Genomic DNA, 14,715 nt, shown 5'->3' with positions numbered 1-14,715 from the left:
CACTTTCGCGGGCATGGTGCAGGAGTGACGGACGACGACCTGATCGAGCTGGCCCGCGCGCACCGCGTCGCGACGAACTACATCGACTGGCAGGGCGAGGAGACCGACGTCTCCCCGGACACGCTGAGAGCGGTGCTGACCGGCCTCGGGCTGGACGTGGCGTCCGCCGCGGCGGTCCGGGAGGAGCGCCGGCTGCTGGCGCTCCGCGAGGCGCGGCTGCTGCCGCCCGTCATCGCGCTCCGCGAGGGCGAGGACGGCGGCCTCCGCGAGGGCACGATCGAGCTCGCCGGGGGCGGCACCGCCCCGTCGGGGGAGGCGGCGCGGCTGCCGCTCGGCTGGCACCGGCTGCGGGCCGGCGACGAGGAGGCCGCGCTGCTCGTCGCGCCCCGCGCGCTGCCGCCCGCCCCGCGCGCCTGGGGCTTCACCGTCCAGCTCTACTCGCTGCGCTCGCGCGGCTCCTGGGGCCTCGGCGACCTGCGCGACCTCGCCGACCTGGCGTCCTGGAGCGGCCGCGAGCACGGCGCCGGGTTCGTGCTGATCAACCCGCTGCACGCCGCCGAGCCGTCCCCGCCGATCACCCCCTCGCCCTACTCGCCGCTCAGCAAGCGGTTCCCGAGCCCGCAGTACCTGCGCGTCGAGGACGTGCCGGAGTTCGCCGCCGCCGACCCCGCCGAGCGCGGCCGCGTCGCCGAGATCGGCCGGCTCGTCCGGGACGCCTCGCGCACACCCGACCCGCTGGACCGCGACGCCGCCTGGCACGCCAAGAAGGCCGCGCTGGAGGCCCTGCACGCGCTGCCCCGCGCCGACCATCGCCGGGCCGCCTACGAGGACTTCAAGGCCGCGCGGGGCGAGCCGCTGGCGCTGTTCGCCACCTGGTCGGCGCTCGCCGAGGCGCACGGCGCCGACTGGCGGTCCTGGCCCGCCGAACTGCACGACGCGCACGGGCCCGCCGTCGCCGCCGCCGTCGCGCCCCTGGCCGACCGGGTGGAGTTCCACATCTGGCTGCAGTTCCTGCTGGACGAGCAGCTCGGCGCCGCGCAGGCCGCCGCCCGCGAGGCCGGCATGCCGATCGGGATCGTGCACGACCTCGCCGTCGGCGTCCGCACCGGCAGCGCCGACGAGTGGACGCACCGCGACCTGTTCGCCCGCGGCATCAGCGTCGGCGCCCCGCCCGACGAGTTCAACCAGCGCGGCCAGGACTGGGGCCAGCCGCCCTGGCACCCGCAGCGCCTCGCCGACGCCGGGTACGGCCCCTACCGCGACATGATCGCCGGGGCGCTCCGGCACGGCGGCGGCCTCCGCCTGGACCACGCCATGCAGCTCTCCCGGCTCTGGTGGGTGCCCGAGGGCGGGTCGCCCGCCGACGGCACCTACGTCGGCTACGACAGCGACGTGCTGCTGGCCGTCCTCACCGCCGAGGCGCACGCGGCCGGCGCGGTGATCGTCGGCGAGGACCTCGGCACCGTCGAGCCGCACTTCCGCGACGGCCTGTCGGCCAGCGGCGTCCTCGGCACGTCCCTGCTCTGGTTCGAGCGGGACGGCGACGGCGCGCCCCGCCCGCCCGAGGACTGGCGGGAGCCGTCGCTCGCCACCGTCGGCACCCACGACATGCCGCCGATCACCGGCGTCCTGCACGCCGACCACATCGCGCTCCGCGACCGCCTCGGCCTGCTCACCCGCCCGCTCGCGGTCGAGCTGGACGAGGCGCGCCGCCAGCTCGCCGCCTGGCTCGGCCTGCTGCACGAGCGGGGCCTGCTCGCCACGCCGCCCGAGGACGTCCTCGCGGCGGTGCGGGAGGGCTCGGACCGCCACGACGCCGAGGTCGTCGCGGCCCTGCACGGCCTGCTCGCCGCCACGCCCGCGCGGCTGCTCGGCGTCGCCCTCGCCGACGCGGTGGGGGAGCGCCGCACCCAGAACCAGCCGGGCACCGTCGACGAGTACCCCAACTGGCGGGTGCCGCTCGCCGGGCCGGGCGGGACGCCGCTGCTGCTCGACGATCTTCCTGGCGACCAGCGCGTGGCGGACGTCGTCAGCGCTGTAGCGCGGCCGCGGTCCGCATCGTGACCTCGTGCAGCAGGTCGTCGGGGGCGATGTCGACGCAGGCGATCGCGGAGAACAGCTCGGGCAGGCCCGGCAGCGGGTAGTCCGAGCCGGCGCCGCGCTCCAGCGCCCGCTTGCCGAGGGGGTGGTGCGACAGGGACGCGCGGGCGCGCGCCCAGGCCGTCTCCACCTCCTCGGGCGAGGGCACCCCGAAGCCGTGCCCGACCGGCGCGGCGTGCCGCAGCTTGACGACGGCGCTGTCGGTGAAGTCGGCGGCGAGCTTGCACCGCTCGGTGAGGTCGGCGCGGACCCGGCCGTCCAGCCGGGTCATGACGCTGCACGGCGTCCGGCAGCGGGCCGCGCAGTCGCCGAGGGCGTGCGAGACCTGGCTGTGCTGGCGGTCGAGGTAGGCGCGCCAGCCGGGCGGCGGCTCGTGCGCGACCTTCAGCGTCCGCTCGCACGCCGACCGCTCGGGCCGGGTGTGGTCGCAGTCGCGGTCCGCGCCCGGCTCCAGCGGGACGCCGAACCGGCTGCCCTCGCCGGTCACCGCGCGGCCGATGCGGGCCGGGTCGCCGGCGTGCCCGAGCACCGGCTCCCAGGCGAGCAGCGGCAGGTACTCGCTGGCGATGTGGACGGCCGCCACCAGCGGCGCCATCTCGCGGCGCAGCCAGCGGATCCGGATCACCTCCAGCAGCAGCGCGTACGCCGGGCGCAGGCTGGCGAGCGCGCCGCGCGGCCGCTCGCGCGGCGCCTGCGGCATCCGGCTGGCGCGCGCCCGGTCCAGCAGGTCCTTCGGGACGTCCCCGACGGCCTCGGGCATGCCGAAGTCCTCGGCGTCCAGGTCCAGGACGCGCTGCCCGAAGGCGCAGAGCCCGGCGGCGGGCGACCGCGGGTCGCGCTCGGTGACGAGCGCCTCCAGGTCGCCGAAGGCGTACCGGCGGGCGAGCTCGGTCAGGACGTCCTGCGCAGTCTCCACGAAGACCAGCCTTCCAGGGCGCGTTCGCTCGGTCGTCAAGAGGGAGCCCGGAAGGCCCCGCGGACCGGTGCGGTCCGCGGGGCCTTGCGGGGTCAGGACGCGGCGTCCTTGGCGCGGGCGCGCAGCGCGCGCACCACGCCGTCGCGGCCCTCCGACAGCAGCCGGACGAGGGCGGCCGGCGGCGCCTGGTCGGCGATGTAGGCGTCGGTGCGGTCCACCGTCGACTGCTCGATGACCAGGAAGGGGTAGGCGACCTCGGCGAACGTCTGGGACATGTCGCTGCTCCACTCCGTCCAGATCCGGCCGATCTCGGCGAAGTAGGCGTCCACGTAGGGGACGAGCAGCTCCACGTGGTCGGGGTCGACGAACCCGCCGAGCGTCGCGCGGTAGACCGCGTTCGGCAGCTCCCCGGAGATGATCTTCGCCCAGGCGGCGGCCTTGGCCTCCGGGTCCGGGATGGAGGCGACCGCGCCCGCGGCCTGCCGCTCGCCGGCGGCGGTCGGGTCGCGGCGCAGCTCGGCGTCCACCCGGTCCTTGCCGGCCTTGCCGGTGACGACGAGGCGGCGGAGCAGCGCCCACCGCAGGTCGGTGTCCACGGTGAGGCCGTCCAGCGACGCCGAGCCGTCCAGCAGCCCGGCGACGAACGCCAGGTGCTCGTCGGAGGTCGCCGCCGCCGCGAACGCCTGGAGGTAGGCGAGCTGGAAGTCCGAGCCGGGCTCGGCGCCCTTCGCCATCTCGTACAGGGCGTCCGCCATCAGCTTCAGGCCCTCGGGCCGCCACGCCGGGTCGGCGTACTGCTGGACGGCCGTGCGGGCCTGGCGGAGCAGCGTCTGCGCGACGGTGATGTCGGTGACGGCGCCCGCGCCCTTGACGACGAGCCGCACGTAGTCGCGGGTCGACATCTCGGCGTCGCGGGTCATGTCCCACGCCGCCGACCAGCAGAGGGCGCGCGGCAGGCCGTCGCGGATGTCGCCGATGCCGTCCACGAGGGTGGCGAGCGAGTGCTCGTCCAGGCGGACCTTGGCGTAGGTGAGGTCGTCGTCGTTGACCAGCACCAGGTCGGGGCGCTTCACGCCGACGAGCTCGGCGACGTCGGTGCGGGGACCGGACACGTCCAGCTCGATCCGGTCGCGGCGCACGATGCCCTCGGCGGTGCGGTCGTACAGGCCGATCGCGACGCGGTGCGACCGCAGCGTCGGGTAGTCGGCCTTGGCCTCCTGCAGCACCGTGAACGACGTGAAGTTCCCGTCGCCGTCGACCTCGTAGGAGGGGCGCAGGGTGTTGACGCCGGCGGTCTCCAGCCACTCCTTGGACCAGGACGCCAGGTCGCGGCCGGAGGTCTTCTCCAGCGGCCCGAGCAGGTCGGCGAGGGTGGTGTTGCCCCAGGCGTGCTGCTGGAAGTAGCGGCGCACGCCCTCCAGGAAGTTGTCGCGGCCGACGTAGGCGACGAGCTGCTTCAGCACGCTCGCGCCCTTGGCGTACGTGATGCCGTCGAAGTTGATCTCCACGGCGCGGATGTCGGGGATGTCCGCCGAGATCGGGTGCGTGGACGGCAGCTGGTCCTGCCGGTACGCCCACGCCTTCTCCACGTTGGCGAACGTCGTCCACGACGAGGTCCACTTGGTGGCCTCGGCCTGGCAGAGCACGCTCATGTAGGTGGCGAACGACTCGTTCAGCCACAGGTCGTCCCACCAGCGCATGGTGACGAGGTCGCCGAACCACATGTGCGCCATCTCGTGCAGGATCGTCTCGGCGCGGCGCTCGTAGGCGGCGTCGGTGACGCGCGACCGGAAGACGTAGTCCTCCAGGAACGTCACGCAGCCCGCGTTCTCCATCGCGCCGGCGTTGAACTCGGGCACGAAGAGCTGGTCGTACTTGGTGAACGGGTAGGCCCGGTCGAAGACCTTCTCGAAGAACGCGAAGCCCTGGCGGGTGACGTCCACGATGGCGTCGGCGTCCAGGAACTCGGCGAGCGAGGCGCGGCAGTACACGCCGAGCGGGATCGTCGTGCCGTCCTCGCGGCGGTACTCGTCGCGGACGACGTGGTACGGGCCGGCGACGAGCGCGGTGATGTAGGTGGAGATCTCGGGGGTCGGGGGGAAGTGCCAGCGGCCGCCCTCGGCCGCATCGGCGGCTTCGTTGGTGACGACCTCCCAGCCCTCGGGGGCGGTGACCGTCAGCTCGAAGGTCGCCTTGAGGTCGGGCTGGTCGAAGCAGGTGTACATGCGGTGCGCGTCGGCCGTCTCGAACTGCGAGTACAGGTAGACGCTCTGGTCGACGGGGTCCACGAAGCGGTGCAGGCCCTCGCCCGACCGCGAGTAGGTCGCGTCGGCGACGACCCGGAGCTCGTTGTCGGCGGCGAGGTCCGGCAGCGGGATCCGGCCCTTGGCGGCGTCGTAGGACGCCGGGTCGAGCGCGGTGCCGTTCAGGGTGACCTCGTGCACCGCGCCGCCGTGCAGGTCGACGAAGCTGGCGGCGCCCGGCTCGGCGCAGCCGAACCTGATCACGGTGGTGGAGCCGAACCGCTCGGCCCCCTTCGTCAGGTCCAGCTCGACCGTGTACGACGCGACGGTCAGCAGCCTGGCCCGTTCCCGCGCCTCGTCGCGCGTGAGGTTGCCTGCCACAGGGACTCCTTGCTCTTTCGGTTCGTGGTTCCCCCATGTCTACCAACCGCGGGGGCCGCCCGGGGGCGCGGCGCGGCGGCGGTGCCCCCGTTCCGGCCGGTGCGGCGCGGCCGGGAATGGCCGCCGGGGCGGCGCGGTTGCCGATGGTTGACGCTCGACCCGTGACTAGGAGACCGCCATGACCACGCAGGACGCCCCGCAGCGCGTCGACTTCTGGTTCGACCCGCTCTGCCCGTGGGCCTGGATCACCTCGCGCTGGATCCACGAGGTGAACGACCAGCGGCCGATCGACGTGCACTGGCACGTGATGAGCCTCGCGGTCCTGAACGAGGACAAGGACATCCCCGACGCCTACCGGGAGATGCTGACGAAGGCGTGGGGCCCGGTGCGGGTGTGCATCGCCGCCGAGCAGAAGTACGGCCCGGAGGTGCTCGGCCGGCTCTACACCGAGCTCGGCACCCGCCGCCACCACGACAAGGCCGAGCTGGACAAGGACCTGTTCCGGGCCGCGCTCACCGCCGCCGGCCTGGACCCCGAGCTGGCCGAGGCCGCCGACTCCACCGACTACGACGAGGCCCTGCGCGCCTCGCACAAGGACGGCATCGACCGGGTCGGCGAGGAGGTCGGCACCCCGGTGATCGAGGTCGAGGGGTCGGCGTTCTTCGGCCCGGTGATCACCCCGGTCCCGCGCGGCGACCAGGCGCTGAAGCTGTTCGACGGCGTGGTGGCGGCCGCCTCGGTGGACGGCTTCTTCGAGCTGAAGCGCACCCGCACCCGCGACCCGATCTTCGACTGATCCCGCGCGGATCCCCCGGACCCGGTGACCGCCTCGGGGGGCGGTCACCGGCCGGCCTATTGCGAGCCGGTTGCATTTGCGACAGGACTGCCTCCAGACTGGTCCTATCTGCAGGAACAGGTAGGACGGTGAGCTGAGTGCACGTACCGGACGGATTCATCGACGCCCCGGTCTCGATCGCGGCCGGCGCGGTGGCCGTGGCCGGGGTGGCGGTGGCGCTCCGCGGCGCCCGCCGCGAGCTGGACGACCGGACGGCGCCGCTCGCCGGCCTCACCGCGGCGTTCATCTTCGCCGCCCAGATGCTGAACTTCCCGGTCGCCTCGGGCACGAGCGGGCACCTGCTCGGCGGCACCCTGGCGGCCATCCTGGTCGGGCCCTACACCGGCGTGCTCTGCGTCTCGGTGGTGCTGCTCGTGCAGGGGCTGCTGTTCGCCGACGGCGGCCTCACCGCCCTCGGCGTCAACATCATCAACATGGCGCTCGTCACGGTCCTGGTCGGCTACGGCGTGTTCCGGCTGCTGCTGCGGGTGCTGCCGCGCAGCCGCGCGTCGGTGACGGCCGCCTCGTTCGCGGCCGCGCTCGTCTCGGTGCCGGCCGCCGCCGTCGCCTTCACGCTGATCTACGCGATCGGCGGCACCGCGGACGTGTCGGTCGGCAAGGTCGCCGCCGCGATGGTCGGCGTGCACGTGCTGATCGGCATCGGCGAGGCCGTGATCACCGCGATCACGGTGTCCAGCGTGCTGGCCGTCCGGCCGGACCTGGTGCACGGCGCCCGCGGCGTCGCGAAGTCCCTGGAACTGCACGTCGAGCCGGCGAGGGCGTGAGGCACATGAAGAGCGGGCGTTTCCTGATCGGCTTCCTGCTGGTCTCGCTGGTCCTCGCGGGGTTCGTCAGCCACTACGCGAGCTCCAGCCCCGACGGCCTGGAGAAGGTGTCGGCGGACAAGGGCGTCGACGCCCACTCCAGGGACCACTCCATGAAGGACTCCCCGCTCGCCGACTACGGCGTCAAGGGGGTCACCGACGCGCGGCTGTCGGGCGGCCTGTCCGGCGTCATCGGCGTCGGCGTCGTGCTCGCCCTCGGCGGCGGCCTGTTCTGGGTGGTGCGGCGGCGCGGCACGCACGCCACGCCCCAGCAGGCCCGTCCCGGGCAGGACGCCTAGGTGGGCGCGGGGCACGCGCACCGGCTCTACCTGCCCGGCACCTCGCCGGTGCACCGGCTGCCGCCGCAGTGCAAGCTCGTCGCGCTGCTGGCGTTCGTGCTGCTGGTCGTCGCGACGCCGGCGCACCGCGTCTGGGCCTTCGCGCTCTACGCGGCGCTGCTCGCGGCCGTCGCGGTCGCCGCGCGCGTGCCCCTCGCCACCGTCGCGCGCCGGGTGGTGATCGAGGTGCCGTTCGTCGCGTTCGCGCTGCTCATGCCGTTCGTCGCCAACGGGCCGCGCACCGAGGTGCTCGGCGTCGCGCTCAGCCAGAGCGGCCTCTGGAGCGCCTGGAACATCCTCGCCAAGGGCACCCTCGGCGTCATCGCCTCGATCCTGCTGGCCGCCACGACCGAGCCGCGCGTCCTGCTGCTCGGCGTCGAGCGGCTCCGGATGCCGCAGCTCATCACCCAGATCGCCACCTTCATGCTGCGCTACGGCGACGTCGTCACCGCCGAGCTCGGCCGCATGCGCACCGCCCGCGCCGCGCGCGGCTTCGAGGCCCGCGACCTGCGCGCCACCGGCGTCCTCGCCCGGTCGGTCGGGGCGCTGTTCCTGCGCTCCTACGAGCGCGGCGAGCGCGTCCACCTCGCCATGGTGAGCCGCGGCTACGACGGCCGGATGCCCGCCCTCGCCGACGTCGGCGCGACCGGCGTCCAGTGGGCGGCGGCCGCCGCGCTGCCCGCCGCCGCGGCGCTGGTCGCGGCGGCTGCTTGGATGGTGCCATGAGCGCACCGGACGCCGTCCCGTCCCTGGAGGTCAGCGGCCTCGCCTACGCCTACCCCGACGGGACGCAGGCGCTGTTCGGCGTGAACGCCGTCGTCGGCCGGGGCGAGCGCGTCGCGCTGCTCGGCCCGAACGGCGCCGGCAAGACGACCCTGGTGCTGCACCTGAACGGCATCCTCGGCGGCGGCCTCGGCACCGTCCGCGTCGGCGGCCTGGCGGTGGACGCCAGGGACAAGAAGGCGCTCCGGGAGATCCGCCGCCGCGTCGGCGTCGTCTTCCAGGACCCCGACGACCAGCTCTTCATGCCGACCGTCCGCGAGGACGTGGCCTTCGGCCCCGCCAACCTCGGGCTGCGCGGCGAGGAGCTGGACCGCCGCGTCGCCGCCGCCCTGGAGCGGGTCGGCATGGGCCACGTCGCGGACCGGCCGCCGCAGCACCTCAGCTTCGGGCAGCGCCGCCGCGTCGCCGTCGCGACGGTCCTGGCGATGGAGCCGGAGATCCTGGTGCTGGACGAGCCGTCGTCCAACCTGGACCCGGCGAGCCGCCGCGAGCTCGCCGACGTCCTGCGCTCGCTGGACGTGACCGTGCTGATGGTCACCCACGACATCCCCTACGCCGCCGAGCTCTGCCCCCGGTCGCTGATCCTGTCGGGCGGCGTCATCGCCGCCGACGGGCCCACCCTGGACCTGCTCGCCGACGAGGAGCTGCTCCGCGAGCACCGGCTGGAGCTGCCGTTCGGGTTCGACCCGGCCGCGGCCGCCGCGCGCCCGCGCTGACCAGCGCCTTTCTCGGGGATTCTGCTTGCTTCGCCCGGCCGCCTGGGGAAGACTGCTCGCTCGACAATGGCAATGGTTTTCATATCCGAATCGGGGGCACGCATGAAGATCGCATTCGTCGGCAAGGGCGGCAGCGGCAAGACCACCCTGTCGTCGCTGTTCACCCGGCACCTCGCCGCGCGCGGGCTGCCCGTCGTCGCCATCGACGCCGACATCAACCAGCACATGGGCGTCGCGCTCGGCCTCGACGAGGACCGCGCCGCCCGCGTCCCGGCGATGGGCGACCACCTGCCCGCCATCAAGGACTGGCTGCGCGGTGACAACCCCCTCATCTCCTCGGCCGCCGCGATGGTGAAGACCACCCCGCCCGGCGCCGGCTCGCGGCTGCTGCGGTTCCGCGGCGACGACCCGGTGCACGCCCTCGGCCGCGAGGTGGACGGCATCGCCCTGCTCGCCACCGGCCCCTTCAACGACGAGGACCTTGGCGTCGCCTGCTACCACTCCAAGACCGGAGCGGTGGAGCTCTACCTCAACCACCTGCTGGACGGCCCCGGCGAGTACGTCGTCGTGGACATGACCGCGGGCGCCGACACCTTCGCCTCCGGCCTGTTCACCCGCTTCGACCTGATGTTCCTGGTGGCCGAGCCGACCCGTAAGGGCGTCGGCGTCTACCGCCAGTACACCGACCACGCCCGCGACTACGACGTCGCCATCACGGTCGTCGGCAACAAGGTGCAGAGCGAGGACGACGTCGCCTACCTGCGCGAGCACGTCGGCGGCGACCTGCTCACCTGGGTCGGCCAGTCCGCGGCCGTGCGCGCCGTCGAGCAGGGGCGGCCCGGCGCCGTCCTGGAGGACGCCAACACCGCCGCCCTCGACACGATGCTGGCCGCCGTGGACGCCCGCGCCAAGGACTGGGACAAGTTCCACCGCCAGGCCGTGGAGTTCCACGTCCGGAACGCCCGGAGCTGGGCCAACCGCGCCACCGGCGAGGACCTGGAGCGCCAGGTCGACCCCGCGTTCCGCTTCCCGGTGCTCCAGGCGGGCTGAACCGCCGCCGGAACGGGACCTAACAGGGCGGCAACGGCCCTATCGCCGCGGAGGCATCTTTATTACGCTTCCGCGGCATGACTCTGCGGCGGGTGATCGGTGTCGGCGGCGGCACGGCTGTTCCTCTGGTCGTGCTGATCCTGCTCTTCGGCAACCAGTGGCTCTACGACGCCCTGCTACGGAACGACGTCGGCTACAGCGGGACGGGCGGCCAGTTCCTCCGCTGGCTGGAGTTCCCGGTCTGGCGGCTCACCGCCGGGAGCACGCGGCACCGCGCCTTCCTGTACGTGGTGTCGCTGGACTTCACGGTGCTGCTGCTCCTGGTGCTCGCGGTGGGTCTCGCCGTCCTCGCCGCCCGCGCCCTCGACGAGCGGCGCGGCCTGTTCGGGGCGGTCGTCGCCGCCTGGTGGGCGACGATCGTCGCGGCCGGCGTGGCCGGGCTGGTCCGCGGGCTGCTGCTCGCGTGGGTGCTGGAGTACCCGGGGTCCATGCGCAGCATGTCGGTGTGGCAGGGGTTCGCGCAGGGGCTCGGCTTCGGGTTCTGGTTCGGCTGGCTCGCCGGGATCGGCGCGCTCGTCGGCTTCCTTCTGGCGCGGCCACGTGTGGCCACGCCCGCGGGCGCGCCCGGGACGGGGCCGATCCCGGTCGTGCCGCCCCGGCCCGGCACCGGGCCGATGCCGATCGTGCCGCAGCACCCGTCGGCCGTCCCGTACGCGCCGCCGCCCGGCGCGCAGTACGCGCCGGGCCCGCAGCAGCCGCCCCAGCCGCAGCAGCCGCCGCCCGGCTGGAGCGGCGCGCCGTCCGTCCCGCCCGCTCAGCCGCCCGTCCAGCAGCCGCCCGCCGCTCCGGCGCCCCCGGCGGACGCACCCGCGGACGCCGGGGACAAGCGCGAGGAGGCGGCCGAGGAGGCGCGCGAGGACGAGCACGCCGAGCCGAAGGACGAGCGCGAGGACGGGCCGAAGGACGAGCGCGAGGACGACGGCGGGCTCGCGCCGCCGAAGTGACCCGGGGCCGCACGCCGCCGGGCGACCTGCGACAATCGGCGCATGCGCGTGTTTCTTGGAACCGACCATGCCGGTTACGAGCTGAAGGAGCACCTGGTCGCCTGGCTGCGGGCGAACGGGCACGAGCCGGTGGACTGCGGCGCCTTCGTCTACGACGAGGTCGACGACTACCCGCCGTTCGTGCTGCGGGCCGCCGAGCGCACCGTCGCCGAGCCCGGCACCCTCGGCATCGTCATCGGCGGCTCGGGCAACGGCGAGGCGATCGCCGCGAACAAGGTGAAGGGCGCCCGCGCCGCGCTGGTGTTCAGCGAGGACACCGCCGTGCTCGCCCGCGAGCACAACGACGCCAACATCATCAGCCTCGGCGCCCGCCAGTACGACGCCGAGACCGCCACCCGGTTCGTCGAGCTGTTCCTGAACACCGCCTACTCCAAGGAGAAGCGGCACACCCGCCGCATCCGGATGCTGAGCGACTTCGAGCACACCGGCGAGCTGCCCCCGCTGCCCCGCGAGGGCTAGCCGTCCTGCGGGGGCCGCGCGCCGCGCTTGCCGGCGCGGCGGCGCTCGTTCTTGGCGGCCTTGCCGCGCCCGGACGGGGCGCGGCGCGCCGGCTCGCCGGCCGGCGGGGGAGGCGGCGGGGCCGCCTCGCCGTCCGCGCGGGGGCGCGACACGTCGCGCGCCCGCATCGCCGCGTCAACGGTGATCCGCATACCGGGCTGGCTCATAACCCCCATTGGACACCATGCGGGCGCCGTCCGGAATGCCGTCCGAACGTGGCGACGCGGTCGCGGGCGGTCATCCGTGGCGCGGATCTCGGCCGGAGCGGCCCGCGGCTCGGTACAGTGCGTGAGTCATGCTGCAACGACTGGTCCACATGCTGCCCCTCAGGGTCCGCGCCTTCCTGCGCCGGATCCCGGTCCTCGTGGCGCTCTACCAGTGGCTGCGGCGCGGCAGGCTGACCCGCGAGCGCTACGTCTTCGTCGGGCTCGCGCTGCTGGCGATCGTCATCGGCGTCGCCGCCCCCGAGTCGCGGGCGTGGGCGCCGTCGGGCGCGCTCGTCCTCACCATCCTCGGCGGCGGGCTGCTGCTCCGCGTGCGGGCGCTCAGCATCCTGCTGGCGCTCGTCGCGGTCATGGTCGGCTACAACGCCTGGCACGACCGGGACGCGATCGGCCCCGGCATGATCGCCACGCTGCTCGTCACGTCGGTGCTGGCGTTCACGCTGGCCCGGACCCGCCAGCAGCTCGGCGTGGTCGGGCTGCGCGGCGACTCGATGCTGCTGGAGCTGCGCGACCGGCTGCGCCGCCAGGGCGAGATGCCCGAGCTGCCGCCGGGCTGGGACTCGCAGGTGGTGATGCTCCAGGCGGGCGGCTCCTCGTTCGGCGGCGACTTCTTCGTCTCGGTCTGCGACGGCACCACCCTGGAGGTCGCGCTCGTCGACGTGTCCGGCAAGGGCGTGGACGCCGGGACGCGGGCCCTCATGCTGTCGGGCGCGTTCGGCAGCCTGCTTGGATCGCTCCAGCCCGAGCGGTTCCTGCCGGCCTGCAACCGCTACCTGCACCGGCAGCGCTGGGACGAGGGGTTCGTCACCGCGGTGCACGTGGTGATCGACCTGGCCAGCGGGGAGTACACGGTCGAGTCGGCGGGGCACCCGCCCGCGGTGCAGTTCGACGCCGGGACCGGCAAGTGGCAGGTCAGCCCGGCCAAGGGCGTCGTCCTCGGCGTGCTGCAGGAGATGGAGTGCGTGCCCGAGCGCGGCGTGCTGCTGCCCGGCGACGCGCTGCTCCTCTACACCGACGGCCTGGTGGAGTCGCCGGGCCGCGACCTGGACGCCGGCATCGACGGCCTGCTCGGCGAGGCCGAGCGCCTCGTCCCGCAGGGGTTCCGGCACGGCGCGCGGGAGCTGGTCGAGACGATGGCGGCCGCCCGCGACGACGACTGCGCCCTCGTGGTGATCTGGCGGTCCTGAGCCGCCGCTAGCGGTGCCCGCCGCCCTTGCCCTTCTTCTTTTTCTTCGCGGCGTCCTTGTGGGGCGCCTTCTTCGCGGGCGGGGGCTTCTGCGCGGAGGGGGGCTTCTGCGCGGACGGCCGCGCGGACGCCGCCGGGCTCTGCCGGGCGGGGCTCTGCCGGACGGGCGACCGCTGCATCTGCGTCGCTGCGCCCGCCGCCTTCCCGCCGTCCTGGGACAGCCCGAGCACGCCGCCGCCGACGAGGACGGTCACCGCCGCCGCGCACGCTCCCGCGAGGACCTTGGTGCGCAGGCTCGCCGCGGCGCCGGCCCGCTGCGGCGGGCCGTGGAACCGCGTCGCGGGTGCCTCGGCCGGCGCCGCGGGCCGCGCGTCGGCGGGATCGGCGGGATCGGCGGGGTCGGCGACCAGGCCCGGATCGGTCTGGTTGACGAGGGCGAGCAGGAGCTGCGACGCCGACGGCCGCGCGTCCGGGTCCTTGGCGAGCGCGGACCGCACCGACGGCAGCAGCGACCCGGGCAGCCCCGACAGGTCGGGCTCGTCGGTCATCACGCGGAGCGCGACGGCCGAGGCGGCGCCGTCGCCGAACGGCAGCCGCCCCGTCCCGGCGTAGGCGACGAGGCAGCCCCAGCCGAACACGTCGGCGGCGGGCGAGGCGGGACCGCCCGCGATCACCTCCGGCGGCATCCAGCCGGGCGTGCCGAGCACCGAGCCGGTCGCGGCCATCGTGCCGGGGGAGCCCTGCGTGCGGGCGATGCCGAAGTCGATGACGCGGCAGCCCGACAGGGTGAGCATGACGTTGGCGGGCTTCAGGTCGTGGTGGACCAGGCCCGCGGTGTGGATCGCCGCGAGCGCCGAGACGACGCTCACCGCGACGCCGTGCAGCTCGGCGGCCGGCAGCGGCCCGCCCCGGTCGATGCGGTGCTGCAGCGACATGCCGCCGACGTACTCGCTGACGATGTAGGGGCGGCCGTCCTCCTCGCCGTGCCGCACCACCTGGGCGGTGCAGAACGAGGCGACGCGGGCGGCGAGCCGCGCCTCGTCGCGGAAGCGCTCCCGGAAGGCGGCGTCCCCGGCCAGGTGCGGGTGGATGGTCTTGACCGCGACCCGGTCGTCGGAGCGCGGATCCCGGCCGAGGAAGACGGTCCCCATGCCGCCGGCGCCGATCCGGCCGAGGAGCGGGTAGCCGCCGACGGACTCGGGGTCGGAGTCCTCCAGCGGGCGCAGGTCGTGGTCGGTGTTCGCGTGCATGGTCTCGTGCCCCCTCTCACGACGTCCGCTCCACCTTTCCCGAAAGTTCGCGAAGTATGAGGGAGCGCCGGAACGGATCATCGGAAACGTGAACGTCATCTCGATGTAGCCCCGCGTGCACACGGCTCCGGCAGAGTAATCACCAGTTCGGCAACCGCTCGGGATCGACGGATCCTCCTCGGCGCGCGAGCCCGGCGGTTGGCGGCACCGAAGGCGATGCCCGCGCGAACGGCACCCCAGGGGTGGGAGGCGCCGTTCGTGCGGGCATCGGCCGGTTCCGGGACCCGCCGTCCCCGGAGCCCGCCAA

14 protein-coding genes are annotated in these 14,715 nt (G+C 74.5%); 10 read left to right on the top strand and 4 right to left on the bottom strand.

Annotated elements, in window-relative coordinates:
- Positions 1-24 precede the first annotated feature (24 nt).
- Positions 25-2,064, top strand: coding sequence for a 4-alpha-glucanotransferase (gene malQ / locus K1Y72_RS17490; protein ID WP_220167412.1), 2,040 nt, complete (start codon positions 25-27; stop codon positions 2,062-2,064).
- Here malQ and K1Y72_RS17485 read toward each other — a convergent pair.
- Together K1Y72_RS17485 and pepN are read right to left on the bottom strand one after the other, a co-directional pair.
- Positions 2,030-3,016, bottom strand: coding sequence for a hypothetical protein (locus tag K1Y72_RS17485; RefSeq protein ID WP_220167411.1), 987 nt, complete (start codon positions 3,014-3,016; stop codon positions 2,030-2,032). The two genes, malQ and K1Y72_RS17485, sit on opposite strands and share 35 nt — an antisense overlap.
- Positions 3,017-3,108: 92 nt before the next feature.
- Positions 3,109-5,640, bottom strand: a complete 2,532-nt coding sequence (pepN, locus tag K1Y72_RS17480) for an aminopeptidase N (protein WP_220167410.1) — start codon at positions 5,638-5,640, stop codon at positions 3,109-3,111.
- 178 nt (positions 5,641-5,818) lie between these two features.
- On the opposite strand from pepN, the gene K1Y72_RS17475 reads away from it, so the two are divergent.
- From K1Y72_RS17475 to K1Y72_RS17440, 8 genes are all read left to right on the top strand, one after another.
- Positions 5,819-6,436 (top strand): mycothiol-dependent nitroreductase Rv2466c family protein, encoded by a 618-nt coding sequence (locus K1Y72_RS17475; protein ID WP_220167409.1) that lies wholly within the window; start codon positions 5,819-5,821, stop codon positions 6,434-6,436.
- A gap of 137 nt (positions 6,437-6,573) precedes the next feature.
- Entirely contained in the window at positions 6,574-7,260 is a 687-nt protein-coding gene (locus tag K1Y72_RS17470) for an energy-coupling factor ABC transporter permease (protein ID WP_220167408.1), read from the top strand.
- A 5-nt stretch (positions 7,261-7,265) separates the two neighbouring features.
- Complete coding sequence (locus tag K1Y72_RS17465; protein ID WP_220167407.1) at positions 7,266-7,598, top strand: PDGLE domain-containing protein; 333 nt, start codon at positions 7,266-7,268, stop codon at positions 7,596-7,598.
- Positions 7,599-8,363 (top strand): cobalt ECF transporter T component CbiQ, encoded by a 765-nt coding sequence (gene cbiQ / locus K1Y72_RS17460; RefSeq protein ID WP_220167406.1) that lies wholly within the window; start codon positions 7,599-7,601, stop codon positions 8,361-8,363.
- Positions 8,360-9,136 (top strand): energy-coupling factor ABC transporter ATP-binding protein, encoded by a 777-nt coding sequence (locus K1Y72_RS17455; RefSeq protein WP_220167405.1) that lies wholly within the window; start codon positions 8,360-8,362, stop codon positions 9,134-9,136. The genes cbiQ and K1Y72_RS17455 overlap by 4 nt, the downstream gene beginning before the upstream one ends.
- A gap of 102 nt (positions 9,137-9,238) precedes the next feature.
- Positions 9,239-10,186: an ATP-binding protein gene (locus K1Y72_RS17450; protein WP_220167404.1), complete on the top strand. Its 948-nt coding sequence runs from the start codon at positions 9,239-9,241 to the stop codon at positions 10,184-10,186.
- 77 nt (positions 10,187-10,263) lie between these two features.
- A complete protein-coding gene (locus K1Y72_RS37190) occupies positions 10,264-11,190 on the top strand; it encodes a hypothetical protein (protein ID WP_220167403.1) in 927 nt (308 codons plus the stop codon).
- 42 nt (positions 11,191-11,232) lie between these two features.
- Positions 11,233-11,709: a ribose-5-phosphate isomerase gene (locus K1Y72_RS17440; RefSeq protein ID WP_220167402.1), complete on the top strand. Its 477-nt coding sequence runs from the start codon at positions 11,233-11,235 to the stop codon at positions 11,707-11,709.
- Here K1Y72_RS17440 and K1Y72_RS17435 read toward each other — a convergent pair.
- A complete protein-coding gene (locus K1Y72_RS17435) occupies positions 11,706-11,915 on the bottom strand; it encodes a hypothetical protein (protein WP_220167401.1) in 210 nt (69 codons plus the stop codon). The genes K1Y72_RS17440 and K1Y72_RS17435 overlap by 4 nt on opposite strands.
- A gap of 128 nt (positions 11,916-12,043) precedes the next feature.
- Between K1Y72_RS17435 and K1Y72_RS17430 the strand changes: the two genes are divergently transcribed.
- Positions 12,044-13,159: a PP2C family protein-serine/threonine phosphatase gene (locus K1Y72_RS17430; RefSeq protein WP_220167400.1), complete on the top strand. Its 1,116-nt coding sequence runs from the start codon at positions 12,044-12,046 to the stop codon at positions 13,157-13,159.
- Between the two features lie 7 nt (positions 13,160-13,166).
- Here K1Y72_RS17430 and K1Y72_RS17425 read toward each other — a convergent pair whose 3' ends face one another.
- Positions 13,167-14,408, bottom strand: coding sequence for a serine/threonine-protein kinase (locus tag K1Y72_RS17425; protein ID WP_220167399.1), 1,242 nt, complete (start codon positions 14,406-14,408; stop codon positions 13,167-13,169).
- Between the last annotated feature and the right edge of the window lie 307 nt (positions 14,409-14,715).

The organism is Actinomadura parmotrematis (assembly GCF_019458805.1).
GTDB lineage: Bacteria > Actinomycetota > Actinomycetes > Streptosporangiales > Streptosporangiaceae > Spirillospora > Spirillospora parmotrematis.
Note: the sequence above shows the minus strand (reverse complement) of the source record. Positions and strands in the feature narration are given on the sequence as shown.